Origin of the sequence: Mycobacterium sp. (genome assembly GCF_035274705.1) — a bacterium.
Classification (GTDB): domain Bacteria; phylum Actinomycetota; class Actinomycetes; order Mycobacteriales; family Mycobacteriaceae; genus Mycobacterium.
This window is the reverse complement of the sequence record NZ_DATENY010000034.1, coordinates 35,293-52,330: the sequence shown is the minus strand read 5'-3', so window position 1 is coordinate 52,330 and position 17,038 is coordinate 35,293. Positions and strand designations below refer to the sequence as shown.

Below are 17,038 nucleotides of genomic sequence, written 5' to 3'. Positions count from 1 at the left end.
GTTCCTAGCGTTAACCGCATGTCGCATCGCATCACCGATTGGGATCCCGAAGACACCGTCGCCTGGGAGGCCGGTAACAAGTACATCGCCCGCCGCAACCTGATCTGGTCGGTGGTGGCCGAGCACATCGGCTTCTCGATCTGGTCCATCTGGTCGGTGATGGTGCTGTTCATGCCCGAGTCGGTGTACGGCTTCTCCGCTGGCGACAAATTCCTGCTCGGCGCGACCGCGACGCTCGTCGGCGCCTGCCTGCGCATCCCTTACACGCTGGCCACCGCGACCTTTGGCGGCCGCAACTGGACGGTGTTCTCGGCGTTCGTGCTGCTGATCCCGACTCTCGGGACGATGTGGTTGCTGGCCCATCCCGGTCTGCCGCTGTGGCCGTATCTGGTGTGCGCCGCGCTGGCCGGCTTCGGGGGCGGCAATTTCGCGTCATCGATGACCAACATCAACGCGTTCTACCCGCAGCGGCTCAAGGGCTGGGCGCTGGGCATCAACGCCGGCGGCGGCAACATCGGCGTTCCGATGGTCCAGCTCGTCGGCCTGCTCGTCATCGCCACCCTCGGCAACCGGCAGCCCTACTGGGTGTGCGCGTTCTACCTCGTCGCACTGGCGGTCGCAGGCGTCGGCGCCGCATTCTTCATGAACAACCTGGAACAGCACAAGATCGACTTCACCGCGATGGGCGCGATCCTCAAGGAGCGTGACACCTGGGTGATTTCGCTGCTCTACATCGGCACGTTCGGCTCATTCATCGGGTTTGCGTTCGCGTTCGGCCAGGTGCTGCAGATCAACTTCACCGCCGGCGGTCAAAGTGCGTCCCAGGCGTCGCTGCACGCCGCCCAGATCGCGTTCATCGGCCCCCTGCTCGGGTCGCTGTCGCGGGTGTACGGCGGCAAGCTCGCCGACCGCATCGGTGGCGGCCGCGTGACACTGTGGGTGTTCGCCGGGATGATCCTCGGCGCCGGCGTGTTGGTCGCGACGAGCACCATGGACGACAACACCAAGGGACCGGCGACGGCTTTGATGCTGGCCGGTTACGTGATCGGCTTCATCGCGCTGTTCCTGCTGTCGGGCATCGGCAACGGGTCGGTCTACAAGATGATCCCGTCGATCTTCGAGGCCCGCAGCCGCTCCCTCGACGTCACCGAAGCCGAGCGGGTGACGTGGTCACGCGCGATGTCGGGGGCGCTGATCGGGTTCGCCGGCGCGATCGGCGCGCTGGGCGGTGTCGGAATCAACCTCGCGCTGCGGCAGTCGTATCTGACCAGCCATTCCGCCACGTCGGCGTTCTGGATCTTCCTGGCGTTTTATGTGCTGGCATCGGTGGTGACCTGGGTGAAGTATGTGCGGACCCCGGTATCGGCTGCCGTTCACACGTCGCAACCCACCTCGGACTTGGCCCGGACGTGACCTCCTTCGTCTCCGGTCAGGGCTGCAGGGCAACAACGGCGTTGCCCTGCTCACACCGGGCGACACGTCGCGGCAACGGCCGAGTAATCGCTTGGAAACATGAGCCGCATACACAGGAATCATGAGTGAGCCGGACTGGGCGCCGCTCACCGGCTTTCGGGTGGCGGTGACGTCGGCCCGACGTGCCGACGAACTGGGTGCGCTGCTGAAACGCCGCGGCGCCACGGTGACCAGTGCAGCTGCGATCGCGATGGTGCCGCTGCCCGACGACCAACAGCTGCGCGCCAACACCGAGGCGCTGATCGACGTTCCACCCGACATTGTGATCGCTACGACAGGGATCGGCTTCCGGGGCTGGGTGGCCGCCGCCGACGGCTGGGGGCTGGCCAACAACCTGATCATCGCGTTGGGCAAAGCGCGCATTGTTTCCCGCGGCCCCAAGGCGACCGGCGCTCTGCGCGCCGCGGGCTTGCCCGAGGAATGGTCGCCGGAGTCCGAGTCGTCCCGCGAGCTGCTGCACTACCTCGTCGAGGGCGGGATTTCCGGGCAGCGCATCGCGGTGCAGCTGCACGGCGCGACCGACGAATGGGACCCATTTCCGGAGTTCCTCGACGAGTTGCGCGCGGCAGGCGCAGAAGTGGTGCCGATCCGGGTGTACCGCTGGCATCCGGCGCCCCGCAACGGCGACTTCGACGCGCTGGTCGCCGGCATCGCCGAGGAGCGGTTCGACGCGGTCAGCTTCACGTCGGCGCCCGCGGTGGCGTCAGTGTTGATGCGTGCGGCCGAGATGGGCATCGAGGACGAGGTTTTGAGCGCGTTCCGGACAGTTGTGCATGCGATGTGCGTCGGCCCTGTCACCGCGCGGCCGCTGGTGCGGTTGGGCGTCCCGACGTCGGCACCCGAGCGAATGCGCTTGGGCGCGTTGGCTCGCCACATCACCGACGAGCTGCCGCTGCTGCAGTCGCGCACGGTGCGCGTGGCCGGGCACCTGCTGGAGATCCGTGGTACGTGTGTGCTGGTCGACGGTGCGGTCAAAGCACTGTCGCCCGCAGCGATGGCCACGATCCGCGCGCTGGCGCATCATCCGGGATCGGTCGTGTCACGAGCCGATCTGCTCAGCGCGCTGCCGGGCAGCGGCACCGATACGCACGCGGTGGAGACGGCCGTGCTGCGTCTTCGAACGGCGTTGGGCGACAAGAACATCGTCTCGACGGTGGTGAAGCGGGGCTACCGACTCGCCGTCGACGAAGAAATGCCACACGCGCAATGAGTCTGATATTGGTCGCCCACGGCACCCGCAAACAGCGGGGTGTGGAATTGATCGGTGATCTCGCCGAACGAGTGTCGGCGAGCTTGGGCCGCCCCGTGAATGTTTCGTTCGTCGACGTGCTCGGGCCTACACCATCCGAGGTGCTGCGGCAGATGCCAGACGAGCCCGTGGTGTTGGTGCCGGCGTTTCTGTCGCGCGGGTATCACGTCACCAGTGACATTCCTGCGCATGTCGAGGCCAGCGGGCATCCCGACGTCACGGTGACCGAAGCCCTCGGCCCCGGCCCCGAGCTGGTCCGGGTGCTGACCGACCGGCTGATCGAATCGGGTTGGCGGCGAGACGATTCGGTCATCCTGGCGGCAGCTGGCACTTCCGATCCGATGGCGCAGCGCGATTTGCATACCACCGCGACGGGACTGTCGGCGATCACCGGCTCCCGGGTCGAGTTGGCGTTCGCCGCCACAGGAACGCCACGAGTTTCGGACGCGGTGGCCACCCTTCGACGGCAACGGCGCGGACGCATCGTCGTCGCGTCATACCTGTTGTCGGACGGTCTGTTTCAGGACCGACTGCAAGCCAGCGGCGCGGACGTGGTCACCGAACCGCTCGGCACACATCCGCGTCTTGTGCGGCTGATCGCGAACCGGTTCAGTCGTGCCCGCTATTCGGCGGAAGGCCTGCGACAAGCGGTGTATCGACACCAACCCGTCCCAGTGCACTAGCACCGCCAGGATCGCCTAGCGGAGCGTCGCGCCCTGGCAGGATTTCGGTGAAAAAAGCGGCGTTGTCGGCAAGGTGCCGTAACTGATCTTCCGGCAGGTCGGTCTCGTAGTAGATCGCGTCCATCCGGCAGATCAGTTTGCATGCTCCGCAATCCACGCACTCGTCGGGATTGATGTACATCACGCGGTCGCCCTCGTAGATGCAGTCGACGGGGCACTCGCCCACGCACGACTTGTCCACGACATCAACGCATGCGCTACCGATCACGTAGGTCATGCTTTCGACGGTATTGAACTCCTGCGCCGAAATCGTGGGCCAAAAGTCCTCACTTTTGTCCGCCAGCAGACGCAAAACTGCCCAAAATCACCGCAAAATGGACACTTTTGCGTCTGCTCGCGGTGGGTAATTAGGCACCGATTTCCACGGAGCCGTCCACGATTCGAGTGGGGTAGACCGGCAGGGCGACATCAGGGTCATCGAGGCAGGCACCGTCGTCAAGGGCGAAGGCCTGCTTCTTGATCGGCGTCTGGACGGTCGGACGACCACCGCGATCGCCGACAATCCCGCGCGACATCACGGCCGCCCCGGAGAACGGGTCGATGTTGCCGACCGCGTGCAGCGAACCGTCGTCAAGTTTGAACAGCGCCACCTGTGCGCCGTCGGGCAGCAGCACCCCCACCCCGCGGTTGGGGATCAAAAAGTCGTACGCGCAGGCGGTCGTCCAAACCTGGACATCGTTGAGCAGAGTCATCCTTGGGGCACCTTTGGCATTCCGATGGGCACTATCCGACCCGACTGTTCTGTGAACTCGATGGTGGGATCCGCGACGTCGGGCGCATTGACGAACGAGACGAAACGCGACAGTTTGTCCGGGTCCTCGAGCACGCCCTTCCACTCACAGGCGTAGCCGGCGACATGGCGCTCGATGGCCTCTTCGAACTCCGCGGCAAGGCCTAGCGAGTCGTTGCAGACCACGTCACGCAGATGGTCAAGCCCGCCTTCCATCGCCTCCAGCCACGGCGCAGTGCGCTGCAGCCGGTCGGCAGTGCGGATGTAGAACATCAGGAACCGATCGATGTAGCGGATCAGGGTCTCGTCGTCGAGATCGCCTGCCAACAGCTGCGCGTGTCGCGGCGACATACCGCCGTTGCCGCAGACGTAGAGGTTCCAACCCTTCTCGGTGGCGATGACACCCACGTCCTTGCTCTGTGCTTCCGCGCATTCGCGTGCGCACCCCGAGACGGCCATCTTGATCTTGTGCGGCGCGCGCAGGCCCCGGTAGCGCTTCTCGATATTGACCGCCATGTCGACGGAATCCTGCTGACCATAGCGGCACCAAGTGCTGCCGACACAGCTCTTCACCGTCCGCAGCGCCTTGCCGTAGGCGTGGCCGGATTCCATGCCGCCGTCGACCAGGCGACGCCAGATCTCCGGAAGCTGATCCACCCGGGCGCCGAACATGTCGATGCGTTGACCGCCGGTGATCTTGGTGTACAGGTTGAAATCCCTTGCGATCTCACCGATCAGGATCAGCTGCTCTGGGGTGATCTCACCGCCCGGCGACCGCGGCACGACCGAATAGCTGCCGTTCTTCTGGATGTTGGCCAGAAAGTGGTCGTTGGAGTCCTGCAGCGACGCCTGCTCGCCGTCCAGAATGTGCTCGGAGCTGGTAGACGCCAGTATCGACGCGACCGCGGGTTTGCAAATGTCGCAACCCTTTCCGGTGCCGAACCGTTCGATCAGCCCGGTGAAGGTCCGGATCGATGTCGCGGAGACGATCGAGAACAGCTCGGCCCGCGACTGGCTGAAGTGTTCACACAGCGCCTTGGACTGTTCGACGCCCTCGGCCTCCAGTAGCTGCTTGAGCAGAGGCACACACGAGCCGCACGAGGTGCCCGCCAGAGTGCACTTCTTCAGCTCCGGAACATCACAGCAGCCGCCCGCGATGGCCTCGGTCAGATCGCCCTTGGTGACGTTGTTGCACGAGCAGATCTGTGCGCCGGCCGGCAATGCGCCGACCCCCAAGGCGCTGCCGCCCTCGGATCCGGCAGGAGCGATGAGCGCCATCGGGTCGCCGGGCAACGCCTCGCCGACCATCGGCCGCAGCACACCGTACGCTGACGCGTCGCCGACCAGGATGCCGCCGAGCAGCGTCTTGGCATCATCGGAGAGCACCAGCTTCGCGTAGGTCTGGTTGACTGCGTCGTTGACAACCACCTCGAGGCATTTCGGCGTGACGCCCATCGCGTCGCCGAAGCTGGCGACGTCGACGCCGAGCAGCTTGAGCTTGGTCGACATGTCGGCCTCGGGGAACTCTGCGGCTCCGCCAAGCAGCCGGTCGGCGACGACCTCGGCGCTGGTGTAGCCCGGGCCGACCAGGCCGTAGCATCGGCCCTCGATGGCGGCCACCTCGCCGACCGCATAGATGTTGGGATCTCTCGTCGCACAAGATAAATCAGTGAGCACACCGCCGCGCTCGGCGATCTCGATGTCCGCTGCCCTTGCCAACTCGTCGCGGGGACGCACGCCAGCCGCGAACACGACCAGGCCGGCGTCGATGACCGTCCCGTCGCTCAGCTTCACCCGCACCGAGTCGTGTTCGGCGGACCGCCGGACGGGCCGATTGCGTTGTGCCGGTTCGATGGCTTGGGTGCCGACACCGACATGCACGGTGATGTCGAGCTCGCCGACCATCCTGCCGAGCAGTGCACCGCCCGCCTCGTCCAGCTGCTGGGCCATCAGGCGCGGGGCCATCTCGACGACGTGGGTCTGAAGGCCGAACTGGCGCAACGCATTAGCGGCCTCGAGGCCAAGCAGACCGCCGCCGATCACCACACCGACCGGGGCATGGCCACCGTTGACCGCACGCTGCGCGTCCGCGCGAATCGCGTCGAGGTCGTCGAGCGTCCGGTACACGTGACAAGACGGAAGGTCGTGACCCGGCACCGGCGGTACAAAGGCGTACGAGCCGGTGGCGAGCACCAGCGCGTCGTAGGCAACGCGATCGCCGTCCGCGGTCATGACCGATTTGGCCGTCCGGTCGATCTCGGTGACGCGGCTGCCCAACCGCAGATCCACCAGCTCGTCGCCGCGGTAGTCGTTGCCCGGTAGCGCGAGCAGGCCGCGGTCCCAGTGGTCGGTGTATCCAGTGAGCCCCACGCGGTCGTAAGCGGCGTCGCTCTCCTCGGCGAGCACGGTCACCCGCCAGGCGCCGTCGCCGTCGCGCGACCGCAGCGCCTCGACGAACCGGTGACCGACCATGCCGTGGCCGACGACCACGACGTTTCTTGTAGACCGCATGCCGCAGAGGTTAAGCAGCCGATATTGCCGCAATGTCGCCTTGTGTGAACCGGCCATCACGGTCTCCTCACTGTCCTTCCCGACTGGGTGTGAGCGGTTCGCCGACGGCGAACGCACAGCTGGAACATGAGTGGGGTCAACTCAAGTTCTACAAGTAGCGGGCCGGCACGGCGCCGGCCGCCGCAACCGAGGAGACAGAACAAATGAGCACTTTGGCGTTACGGACGCATCCCGCACGAGACATCGATCGCTGGGTACGGGGCTTCTTCGGCCCGGTGACGGCCGACGACTGGTTGGCCGGCGCCTTCACACCGGCCGCGGAGATCGTCAAGGACGGTGATGACGCGGTGGTCCGCGTCGAGCTCCCCGGCGTGGATGTCGAGAAGGACGTCAACGTCGAGGTCGATCGCGGCTACCTGGTGATCCGCGGCGAGCGCCGCGATGAGCGCGCCGACGAAGCGGGCGGCCGCACGCTGCGTGAGGTCCGCTACGGCTCGTTCCGCCGATCCTTCAAGCTGCCGACTCACGTGACCGGTGAAGCCATCTCGGCGTCATACGACAAGGGTGTGCTGACCGTACGGGTCGCCGCCGCCCACAAGGGTGCCGAGGCGCAGCACATCGCAATCGAAAGCAAGTAGGGCTAGCGACAGCAGAATCCGGTGGGACCCTTAGGGTTCCACCGGATCGTCGTTCTCGTCGCCGAAGCTAGATGAACGCCGCCACATCCCTTAGATATGGCCGGCGTTTGTCGGCGTCGTCGTCACATATGGGTTGGTGGTCGTGGCGCTCGTCGACGTCTCGTCGTCGCCGGGAGCCTCGGCGGTCGACTGGGCGGGCCCGGTGACGACTGGATTGTCTTGGCTGGTTTGCACGCTCGGCAGCGTGTAACTCGTGGTCGACTTCGAGGTCGTGGTGTACCTCGACGAGGTGGCCGACGAGGAAGGGAACTCGACGGGCGCAGGGGGTCTCGACGACTTGTGGGCGGTGTGGATCACGGCCCACACCAGCAACGCCAGCAGGACGGCGGCTGCTACACCGCCAGCAATCACCACCTGCTGCTGGTCGTGCCAGTTGGACTCGTCGTCGTCGCTCACGGCCGGAATGCTAAGCCCAGCGAGCCAAAATCTCCTTGGCGCGGGCGGATAGCGCGTACTGGAAGAACGGGCCGAAGCTGATCCGGCCCACGCCCAACGGGCCGAAGGACGCGGGGTCGGACTCGTCGGGAAGCGCGATCGCATTGATCGGCAGAGGCAGCTCGGAGGCCAAGCGCCGCAACGTGTCCGAGTCGTGGCGGCCGACCGGGTAGAGCGAATCGGCGCCGGCCTGCGCCGCTTCCTTGAGTCGGGCGATCGCGCGGTCGACGCGGTCGGATTCGTCGCCGTCCTGCCTGAGGAACAGATCCGTGCGGGCGTTGATCACCACGTGCACGCCTGCATCGTCGGCCGCCTTGCGAAGAGCGCCGACCAGCTCGGCGTGCTCGGTGGATGAGCGCAGGCGCCCACCCTCGCTGTGCACGGTGTCCTCGATGTTCAGTCCGACGGCCCCGGCGTCCAGCAGTCCTTCGATCAGGCGGGTGGGCGCTTCGCCATAGCCGGATTCGATGTCGACCGATACCGGCACGTCAACGGCGGCGGTGATCTGCTTGACGCGGGTGAGCACGTCGTCGAACGTCATACCCTCCTGGTCGGCCTTGCCGACCGAGTCGGCCATGGGATGACTGCCCACCGTCAGCGCGACGAATCCAGCATCCACGGCTAGCCGCGCCGACCAGGCGTCCCAGACCGTCGGCAACACCACCGGGTTCCCCGGCTGGTGCAAGGCGAGCAGCGCCTCCGCGCGCTGCTGCAAGACAAGGTTGGGCACTGACCTACCTCCGCTTTCCGACGTGATCTGTCTCACTCCAAACTGCATGATGTGGCTAGCATCAGGTGTCGTAATGTGATCCCTGACACCTTCAGCCCAAGGAGGTCAATTGTCCACCACTACAGAACTTGCCGAGCTGCACGACCTTATCGGCAGCCTGCGTCGGTGCGTGACATCGCTAGCGTCGAGGTATGGGGACAGCCCCGCCACCCGCCGGATCGTCAACGACGCCGAACGCCTCCTCAATGACATTGACCGGCTTGATATTGACGCCGAGGAGCTGGAACTCGCCCGCGGCGTGAGCCATCACCACCAGGTCGGCGAGAAGATCCCGATCCCCGACACCCCTTACGACACCGCCTTCTGGGGCGATGAGGACGATCGAGGAGTCGCAGGCTAGCGTCGCGGCTGTCTGATCGGGTCATAACCACACCGAAAGGGAAAAGTGAGCGCACCCACCGCCGACCGCAAGGCGACCGGCGTCTTCTCGCCGAGCCGTGCCCAGATTCCACAGCGCACCCTGCGCACCGACCGGTGGTGGCAGTCACCGCTGATCGTGGATCTGGGCTTCGCCGCGTTCGTGATCTACGCGACGGTCCGGGCGTTCCTTCAGAACAACTATTACGTAGCGGAATACAACTACCTGACGCCGTTTTACTCGCCGTGCATGAGCAAGGGATGCATCCCCGAAGCCAGCCACTTCTGGCCGCAGATCATCCCCGACGTGTGGTGGATTCCGTTCGCGGCGTTATCGCTGCCCTTCCTGCTGTTGTTCCGGCTGACCTGTTACTACTACCGCGGCGCCTATTACCGGTCGGTGTGGCAGTCCCCGACCGCGTGCGCGGTGGCTGAACCGCACGCGAAATACACCGGCGAGACCCGCATTCCGCTGATCATCCAGAACACGCACCGCTATTTCTTCTATGTCGCCGGGATCATCTCGGTGATCAACACCTACGACGCGATCGTCGCGTTCCACTCCGACAAGGGCCCCGGCGGCTTCGGATTCGGTTTGGGCAACGTGATTCTGGTCATCAACGTGATCATGCTGTGGGTGTACACGCTGTCATGCCACTCGTGCCGGCACATCGTCGGAGGCCGCCTCAAGCACTTCTCGAAACATCCGGTGCGCTACTGGTTCTGGTCGCAGGTGAGCGTGCTCAACAACCGCCACAAGCTGTACGCGTGGGTAACGCTCGGCACACTGATGCTCACCGATTTCTACATCATGCTGGTCGCCAGCGGGACGATCTCTGATCTCAGATTCATTGGCTGACAACGCATTCTGACGTATGGCGAATTAGCGAGCGAGGATTAATGGCTGAAGTTGAACGGCACTCCTACGACGTCGTCGTGATCGGTGCCGGCGGCGCGGGTTTGCGTGCGGTCATCGAGGCGCGTGAACGTGGCCTGAAGGTCGCGGTGGTCTGTAAGTCGTTGTTCGGCAAGGCCCACACCGTGATGGCCGAGGGCGGCTGCGCGGCCGCGATGGGCAATGCCAACCCGAAGGACAACTGGCAGGTCCACTTCAAGGACACCATGCGCGGCGGGAAGTTCCTGAACAACTGGCGAATGGCCGAGCTGCACGCCAAGGAGGCGCCCGACCGAGTCTGGGAACTCGAGACCTACGGTGCGCTTTTCGACCGCACCAAGGACGGCCGCATCAGCCAGCGCAACTTCGGCGGGCACACCTACCCGCGACTGGCCCACGTCGGCGACCGCACCGGCCTGGAGATCATCCGCACCCTGCAGCAGAAGATCGTCTCGCTGCAGCAGGAGGACAAGGCCGAGTTCGGCGACTACGAGGCCCGCATCAAGGTGTTCCACGAGTGCACCATCACCGACCTGATCTTGGACGACGCAGGCGGTGAAAAAAGAGTGGCCGGCGCGTTCGGATACTGGCGGGAGAGCGGGCGTTTCATCCTGTTCGAGGCGCCCGCGGTGGTGATGGCCACCGGCGGAATCGGCAAGTCCTACAAGGTGACGTCGAACTCGTGGGAGTACACGGGTGACGGGCACGCGCTGGCACTGCGGGCCGGCGCGACGCTGATCAACATGGAGTTCGTCCAGTTTCATCCGACCGGCATGGTGTGGCCGCCCAGCGTGAAGGGAATCTTGGTCACCGAGGGTGTGCGCGGCGACGGCGGAGTGCTGAAGAACTCCGAGGGCACCCGCTTCATGTTCGAGTACATACCTCCGGTGTTCAAAGGCCAGTACGCCGAATCCATCGAAGAGGCCGACCAGTGGCTGAAGGACAACGACTCCGCGCGCCGCACTCCTGACCTGCTGCCGCGCGACGAGGTGGCCCGAGCCATCAACTCTGAGGTCAAGGCCGGGCGCAATTCGCCGCACGGCGGCGTCTTCCTCGACATCGCGTCGCGGCTGCCCGCCGAGGAGATCAAGCGCCGGCTGCCGTCGATGTATCACCAGTTCATGGAGCTGGCCGAGGTCGACATCACCAAGGAGCCGATGGAGGTCGGGCCGACCTGCCACTACGTCATGGGTGGCATCGAGGTCGATCCCGACACCGGCGCGGCCAAGACGCCGGGGCTGTTCGCCGCGGGCGAGTGTTCGGGCGGCATGCACGGCTCCAACCGGCTGGGCGGGAACTCGCTGTCGGACCTCTTGGTCTTCGGCCGCCGCGCCGGGCTCGGAGCATCGGACTACGTCCGGGCGCTGTCGGATCGGCCAAAGGCATCAGAGGAGGCCATCGAAGAGGCCGCCAAGCTGGCACTGGCGCCCTTCGAAGGTCCGACCAACGGCGACAGCGCCGAGAACCCGTACACCTTGCAGCTTGACCTGCAGGACACGATGAACTCGCTGGTCGGCATCATCCGTAATGCCGACGAGGTCTCCGAGGCGCTGGGCAAGCTCAGCGAGCTGCGCGAGCGGTTCAAGCATGTGCATGTCGAGGGCCATCAGCAGTTCAACCCCGGCTGGCATCTCGCGGTTGACCTACGCAACATGCTGCTGGTCAGCGAATGCGTGGCCAAGGCCGCACTGGAGCGCACCGAGAGCCGCGGCGGCCACACCCGCGACGACCACCCGTCGATGGACCCGACGTGGCGCAAGGTTCTGCTGGTGTGCCGGGCGGAAGGCGACGCGGTTGTCCCCGACGTCAGCATCACCCGCGAGGATCAGGTGCCCATGCGGGGTGACCTACTCGAGCTGGTCGACATCGAAGAGCTGGAAAAGTACTTCACCCCTGAAGAGCTCGCCAACCACCCGGCAAGGAGTAGCTGATGGCCTATCAAGCGAAGATGCGGGTGTGGCGGGGCGACGATGACGGCGGCGCGCTGAAGGACTACTCCGTCGAGGTCAACGAGGGCGAGGTGGTGCTCGACATCATCCACCGGCTGCAGCAGACGCAGGCGGGCGACCTGGCCGTGCGATGGAACTGCAAGGCGGGCAAGTGCGGCTCGTGTTCAGCTGAGATCAACGGGCGGCCCCGCCTGCTGTGCATGACGCGGATGTCGACGTTCGACCCGGCCGAGACCATCACGGTGACACCACTACGGACCTTCCCGGTGATCCGCGACCTCGTCACCGACGTATCGTTCAACTACGAAAAAGCCCGGGAAATCCCGTCATTCACGCCGCCGAAGGATCTGCAGCCCGGCGAGTACCGGATGATGCAGGAGGATGTGAACCGGTCGCAGGAGTTCCGCAAGTGCATCGAGTGCTTCCTGTGCCAGAACACCTGTCACGTGGTGCGCGACCACGAGGAGAACAAGAAGGCGTTCGCCGGCCCGCGCTACCTGATGCGGCAGACCGAGCTCGACATGCATCCGCTCGACACGCTCAGCCGTCGTCCGGAGCAGGCGCAGGAAGAGAACGGTCTGGGCTTCTGCAACATCACCAAGTGCTGCACCGAGGTGTGCCCCGAGCACATCAAGATCACCGACAACGCGTTGATCCCGCTGAAGGAGCGTGCGGTCGACCGCAAGTACGACCCGGTGGTGTGGCTCGGTAACAAGTTGTTCAGGAGGAGTTGAGCCGCAGGCTGTCGTGGGTAGTCTTCATGACAGCGGCCAATCAACGACGAAAGGCAGCATCGTGAACATGCGAGAGCCCCATAGCATCAACGACATTCGTACGGCGATCCGCGAGCTCAGCGCGCGAGCAGAGCTGGCCCGCAAGGAAGGGCGTCCCGAGGATGCCGCCGAGATCGAACAGCGCATCCAGGGCTATCGCGACGAACTCAGCGCGCGTCCTTAGTCAGGCGCCCAGCCGGCGAAATGTGCTGCGGTGAAACACAATCGGCGCGACATCGGCATGCACGGTGATGTCGCACACCCGCAGAATGACGATGGTGTGATCCCCGGCTGGGACCAATTGCTCGATTGCGCTCTCCAACCAGACGGCGGTGCCGTCGACGAACACCGCACCCGAGTCGCGTGACACCGTCGCGAGTCCCGCGAACCGATCACCGGTCTTGGCGGCCAATGTGCGGGCGGCGTCGTCATGAGCTTCGCCGAGGACGCTGATGCCCAGATAAGGCAGGCCCTTCAGCTTGGGCCACGTCGTGGAGGTGTTCTGCACACAGAACGACACCAGCGGCGGGTCGAGGGAGACCGGTACGAAGGTGCTCGCGGCCAGTCCCACCCGGGTGCCGTCCACCTCGGCGGCGATCGCGATGACGCCGGACGGGAAATGGCCAAAAGCATCCCGCAGCGTGGTCGGGGTCAGATCGTCAGCGCTCATCGGTTCCATCTTTTCATGCACCCGTGCACGGTGGCCACGGCCCGGCGGGCGGTAACCTGACGTCGTCATGTGGATCACGCTCCTGGCGATGGCCGTTGCGGTCAGCCTGGAGCCGTTCCGGATCGGCATGACGGTCCTGATGATCAACCGGCCGCGGCCGCGGCTACAGCTACTCGCCTTCCTCGCTGGCGGCTTCACGATGGGCACCACGGTGGGCGTGATCGTGCTGTTCGTGCTGCGGCCGGCCTTGGGGTCGGCCCATTTCACCCTGCCCAGAGTGCAGATCGTGGTCGGTGCGGTGCTGCTGGTCAACGCTGCACTGGTGGCCACAGGCCTAATGGGACGCGTGGGAGGTAAGCGCGTGGGCCGAGCGGGCCGAGCCGACCGAGAATCGGGAGCCCTCGCGACGCGTACCCGGCAACTGCTCGACGGCCGTTCGCTGTGGACGGCGGGCGTCGCGGGCCTCGGCATCGCGCTGCCGTCCGTCGACTATCTCGCGGTGCTGGCGCTCATCGTCGCCTCGGGTGCCGCAGCCGCCACCCAGGTCGGTGCCTTGCTGCTGTTCAACGTGGTGGCGTTCGGATTCGTGGAGATCCCGCTGATCTGCTACCTGATCGCACCCGAACGCACCCGCGCGACCCTGGCGGCGCTGTACGACTGGCTGCGATCGCGTCGGCGCCGAGCGGTGACCATCTTGTTGGCCGTGGTCGGCTGCGTGCTCCTGTTCGCGGGGTTGGCCGGACTCTAGCCGGGGTGATTCAACACGTACTGCATGCCGGCGAGGAGTTGCGACACTGGATCGGCACCACCGCCGAAGGCCGCCTGGGTCGCAGGTGCGGTGACCGCAGCCGGGTCGTAGCCGCGCGCCGGATCCACGGTGATCGGAGCGGTCAGCGGATCGTCGTTTCGTGAATAGCCCGCATCCACCATCGGCTTCAGTACGCCGTCGAGCTGATTGAGAGTGCCCTCATCCACCCCGAGGTATTTGAAGGGCAATACCAGGGGAAGGTGCTGCTCGGGAATCAGATAGGTCGTCGTCTTCGCGCCTCGGGAGTTGACGGTCGTCCTGATGTTCTGCGGCGGTACGTTGCTCGGTTTGGTGAACGCCACCGCGGTGTGACCGGTCGCAAGGCCCACGACCGCGTTGAGGAGCGACATCCAGTTGTCCGGCCTGTCTGGCCAGTCGGCGATGCTGTCGTATGCAGAGACGAATTGGTGGGTGTCGTACTGGCTGTCCACCGGAGCCGGCATGCGGAAATCGAGTGCCGGAACGACGCTGCCGACGGGGAACATCTGCGTCAGGAAACTCTCACCGAAGGCGTGCTTGGCCAACGGGTCGCCATAGGTCGCGAAGCTCAAGGTATTCGGCGGCGGCGCGGTCGGATCGTTCGCGAGCTTCGCCTGTACGGCGTCGAGCACCATCGCACCCTCGGACAAGCCGATCGCGGTGCCGGGACCACCGCTGCGGATCGCCCCTTCGAGGTTGCCCTCTCCCTCGTCGACCGACTCGCCGATGCTCGGACCGTCGATACCAAGGCCGGGAAAGCCGTCCTGCAGCCGGCTGATGCCAGGAAACAACCGTTCCAGGACGTGCCCCTGAACCTGGCCCGCGGGGTAGTTGACGATCTGCCGATCCAGTCCTGGGAACCAATCGGCACCCGTGCGCTTGATGTACTCGTCGTACGGAATGCCCAGCACGTGCGCACCGCCGAGCGCGTACCCTCGCCCGGGCGTCCCCAACGGCGGCGGCCCGTCGCTCGGCGCGCCATGGTCGGGTGTCCAGCCGGCTTGCGCGTCATCGGCTGCCGCCATCCCGGACCCGAAACACCCTGCGACGCCGACGGTTACCAGCGCAGTGACAGATGCGAACAGCCTCCGCATTCCCACTCCCGCCTGCCCGACGACGCGTCTGTACTGAATCGGACCCTACTCCGCCTACCCCGCGTCCAACCGAACGAACTGGTCCTGCCGGTACTGCTCGGCGCAGGCGGCGCGCCGGACCTTGCCGCTCGTCGTGGTGGGAATCGACCCGGGCGGTACCAGTACGAGATCCCCGACATTCAGGCCGTGCGCGTTGGATATCGCCGAGGTGACATCGCTCTTGACCTCACTGAGCCAGTGCGTCGCCTCTGTCGTGGAATCTCCCCGCTTCTTGACCTCGACGACGGTCACCAGCTTCTCGGTACTGTTCACCGGAACCGAAATCGCCGCGACCCGACCGCGCGTGATCTCTTGGACCGTGGCCTCGATGTCCTCGGGATGATGGTTACGACCGCGAATGATCAGCATGTCCTTGATGCGGCCGACAATGAACAGCCCACCGTCGGAGACGAAGCCCAAATCGCCGGTTCGCAGCCAGGGTCCGTCAGCGGTGCCGGGCGAAGGGTCGACGAGCGTCGCGCCGAAGCACTGCTGCTCCTCCGGTGACCTGCTCCAGTAGCCGGCCGCGACATTGTCGCCATGCACCCAGATCTCGCCGACGACGTCCGGCGCGCATTGCCGGTGTGAGTCGACGTCGACGATCCGCACCACCGGCGACTGCGGCAGTTCGTATCTCACCAAGGCTGAGCCGGTCCCGGGCGCACACCGCGCAGCGCGTCCCGCGGATAATTCGTCCACATCGAAACGGGCCGCCTCCGACGAATCACTCCAGGTGCCACTTGCCACGAAGACGGTCGCCTCCGCAAGGCCGTATGAAGGACGCAGCATGTGGTCGCGAAAATTGAAGTGCGCAAACCGATCTGCGAAGCGTTCCAAGGTGGCCGGCTCGACACGTTCGGCGCCGTTGATGATGCCCACCACCCCGCCGAGGTCGAGCCCGGCGAGGTCACTGTCGGTGGTGTTGCGGGCGGCCAGGTCAAAGGCGAAGTTAGGCGCCCCCGAAAAAGCACGAGCATTCAGCGCCAGCGCCCGCATCCATCTGGCCGGGCTTTCCACGAACGCAGTCGGGCTCATCAGCGCGGCGCGATGGCCGCTCAGGATGGGTGCGCAGATGCCGACCATCAAACCCATGTCGTGGTAGAAGGGCAACCACGAGACCCACGTGGCATCCGTCGAGGATTTGGCGTTTGCACCCCCGAAATACGAGCGCATCAACTGCTCGAAATTCGTCTGGAGGTTGCTGTGCGAGATCATCACTCCGGTTGGCAGCCGGGTCGAACCCGAGCTGTACTGCAAGTACGCGGTGTGGGGAAAGTCAGCTGTCGAAAAGGCGGCGCCGCCCTCGGCGTTCAGATTGATCGAGTCGATTTCGACGACCTTCGGAAGCGCATCCAGCGGTGCTTGATCGATGTACCCGGTGACGTCGTCGGCAACCGCGGACGTCGTGATGACGACGGAAGGCGACGTATCGGCCAAGACCGCACTCAGACGATCGTGACTCGAACCGCGGTGGGGAAGCGGGAGCGGCACCGCGACGAGCCCGGCCTGCATGGCTCCCAGGAATGCCACGACGTAATCCAGGCTTTGCGGAGCAAGGATCACCGCCCGGTCTCCGATTGACGCGTGAAGGCTGAACTCGCGTGCCATATTCAAGGTTCGGTGAGATAGCTGCGACCACGTGAGACTCTCGGAAACACCCGCCGCGTCACCGACATAGTCGGTGAACGTGAACGCGTCGTCGTCGGGGCGCAGGCTGGCACGTCCGTGCAGCATCGAGAGGATGGATGACTGGGGCTGCAGCGTCGTAGGCGTCACATTCCGTCCGTAACAACTCGTCGAAGCCGGCGGCTCGCTCGGCTTCGTCTCGTAGTTTCACACACCCCA

Annotated in this window: 18 protein-coding genes; 10 read left to right on the top strand and 8 right to left on the bottom strand. The window is 65.2% G+C overall.

What is annotated here, in order from left to right; translation table 11 throughout:
* The first annotated feature begins 18 nt into the window (after window positions 1–18).
* From VJV41_RS09145 to VJV41_RS09135, 3 genes are all read left to right on the top strand, one after another.
* Window positions 19–1,413 (top strand): nitrate/nitrite transporter, encoded by a 1,395-nt coding sequence (locus tag VJV41_RS09145; protein ID WP_325332980.1) that lies wholly within the window; start codon window positions 19–21, stop codon window positions 1,411–1,413.
* A gap of 121 nt (window positions 1,414–1,534) precedes the next feature.
* Window positions 1,535–2,683 (top strand): uroporphyrinogen-III synthase, encoded by a 1,149-nt coding sequence (locus VJV41_RS09140; protein WP_325332979.1) that lies wholly within the window; start codon window positions 1,535–1,537, stop codon window positions 2,681–2,683.
* Window positions 2,680–3,405, top strand: a complete 726-nt coding sequence (locus tag VJV41_RS09135; RefSeq protein ID WP_325332978.1) for a sirohydrochlorin chelatase — start codon at window positions 2,680–2,682, stop codon at window positions 3,403–3,405. The genes VJV41_RS09140 and VJV41_RS09135 overlap by 4 nt, the downstream gene beginning before the upstream one ends.
* On the opposite strand, the gene fdxA is transcribed toward VJV41_RS09135, so the two are convergent.
* The 3 genes from fdxA to nirB form a co-directional block, all read right to left on the bottom strand.
* On the bottom strand, window positions 3,332–3,682 hold the full coding sequence (fdxA, locus tag VJV41_RS09130) for a ferredoxin (protein WP_325332977.1): 351 nt from the start codon (window positions 3,680–3,682) through the stop codon (window positions 3,332–3,334). The two genes, VJV41_RS09135 and fdxA, sit on opposite strands and share 74 nt — an antisense overlap.
* A gap of 130 nt (window positions 3,683–3,812) precedes the next feature.
* Window positions 3,813–4,157: a nitrite reductase small subunit NirD gene (nirD, locus tag VJV41_RS09125; RefSeq protein ID WP_325332976.1), complete on the bottom strand. Its 345-nt coding sequence runs from the start codon at window positions 4,155–4,157 to the stop codon at window positions 3,813–3,815.
* Window positions 4,154–6,706: a nitrite reductase large subunit NirB gene (gene nirB / locus VJV41_RS09120; RefSeq protein ID WP_325332975.1), complete on the bottom strand. Its 2,553-nt coding sequence runs from the start codon at window positions 6,704–6,706 to the stop codon at window positions 4,154–4,156. Before nirB ends, nirD begins: the two co-directional genes overlap by 4 nt.
* Before the next feature lie 203 nt (window positions 6,707–6,909).
* Here nirB and VJV41_RS09115 point away from each other — a divergent pair, with 203 nt between their 5' ends.
* The gene (locus tag VJV41_RS09115) at window positions 6,910–7,344 is read left to right on the top strand and encodes an Hsp20/alpha crystallin family protein (RefSeq protein WP_325332974.1); all 435 of its coding nucleotides are present in this window, start codon (window positions 6,910–6,912) and stop codon (window positions 7,342–7,344) included.
* Between the two features lie 90 nt (window positions 7,345–7,434).
* Here VJV41_RS09115 and VJV41_RS09110 read toward each other — a convergent pair whose 3' ends face one another.
* Both VJV41_RS09110 and VJV41_RS09105 read right to left on the bottom strand, forming a co-directional pair.
* Window positions 7,435–7,800, bottom strand: a complete 366-nt coding sequence (locus VJV41_RS09110; protein WP_325332973.1) for a hypothetical protein — start codon at window positions 7,798–7,800, stop codon at window positions 7,435–7,437.
* Between the two features lie 10 nt (window positions 7,801–7,810).
* Window positions 7,811–8,569 (bottom strand): isocitrate lyase/phosphoenolpyruvate mutase family protein, encoded by a 759-nt coding sequence (locus VJV41_RS09105; RefSeq protein ID WP_325332972.1) that lies wholly within the window; start codon window positions 8,567–8,569, stop codon window positions 7,811–7,813.
* Window positions 8,570–8,678: 109 nt separating this feature from the next.
* Between VJV41_RS09105 and VJV41_RS09100 the strand changes: the two genes are divergently transcribed.
* The 5 genes from VJV41_RS09100 to VJV41_RS09080 all read left to right on the top strand — a co-directional run bounded on the left by VJV41_RS09100 (window position 8,679) and on the right by VJV41_RS09080 (window position 12,787).
* Window positions 8,679–8,969, top strand: a complete 291-nt coding sequence (locus VJV41_RS09100; RefSeq protein WP_325332971.1) for a hypothetical protein — start codon at window positions 8,679–8,681, stop codon at window positions 8,967–8,969.
* Window positions 8,970–9,014: 45 nt separating this feature from the next.
* Window positions 9,015–9,845, top strand: a complete 831-nt coding sequence (locus tag VJV41_RS09095) for a hypothetical protein (RefSeq protein ID WP_325332970.1) — start codon at window positions 9,015–9,017, stop codon at window positions 9,843–9,845.
* A gap of 41 nt (window positions 9,846–9,886) precedes the next feature.
* Window positions 9,887–11,812: a fumarate reductase/succinate dehydrogenase flavoprotein subunit gene (locus tag VJV41_RS09090; protein WP_325332969.1), complete on the top strand. Its 1,926-nt coding sequence runs from the start codon at window positions 9,887–9,889 to the stop codon at window positions 11,810–11,812.
* On the top strand, window positions 11,812–12,564 hold the full coding sequence (locus tag VJV41_RS09085) for a succinate dehydrogenase/fumarate reductase iron-sulfur subunit (protein ID WP_325332968.1): 753 nt from the start codon (window positions 11,812–11,814) through the stop codon (window positions 12,562–12,564). The genes VJV41_RS09090 and VJV41_RS09085 overlap by 1 nt, the downstream gene beginning before the upstream one ends.
* Before the next feature lie 67 nt (window positions 12,565–12,631).
* Window positions 12,632–12,787, top strand: coding sequence for a hypothetical protein (locus tag VJV41_RS09080; protein ID WP_325333007.1), 156 nt, complete (start codon window positions 12,632–12,634; stop codon window positions 12,785–12,787).
* Here the strand turns inward: VJV41_RS09080 and VJV41_RS09075 are convergent, their stop codons facing one another.
* The gene (locus tag VJV41_RS09075; protein WP_325332967.1) at window positions 12,788–13,273 is read right to left on the bottom strand and encodes a flavin reductase family protein; all 486 of its coding nucleotides are present in this window, start codon (window positions 13,271–13,273) and stop codon (window positions 12,788–12,790) included. It lies immediately after the preceding gene.
* Window positions 13,274–13,340: 67 nt separating this feature from the next.
* Between VJV41_RS09075 and VJV41_RS09070 the strand changes: the two genes are divergently transcribed.
* Entirely contained in the window at window positions 13,341–14,021 is a 681-nt protein-coding gene (locus VJV41_RS09070) for a GAP family protein (RefSeq protein WP_325332966.1), read from the top strand.
* Here VJV41_RS09070 and pe read toward each other — a convergent pair.
* Window positions 14,018–15,154, bottom strand: coding sequence for an acyltransferase PE (gene pe, locus VJV41_RS09065; RefSeq protein ID WP_325332965.1), 1,137 nt, complete (start codon window positions 15,152–15,154; stop codon window positions 14,018–14,020). The genes VJV41_RS09070 and pe overlap by 4 nt on opposite strands.
* 54 nt (window positions 15,155–15,208) lie before the next feature.
* Window positions 15,209–16,969, bottom strand: a complete 1,761-nt coding sequence (locus tag VJV41_RS09060) for an AMP-binding protein (RefSeq protein ID WP_325332964.1) — start codon at window positions 16,967–16,969, stop codon at window positions 15,209–15,211.
* Window positions 16,970–17,038: the final 69 nt, after the last annotated feature.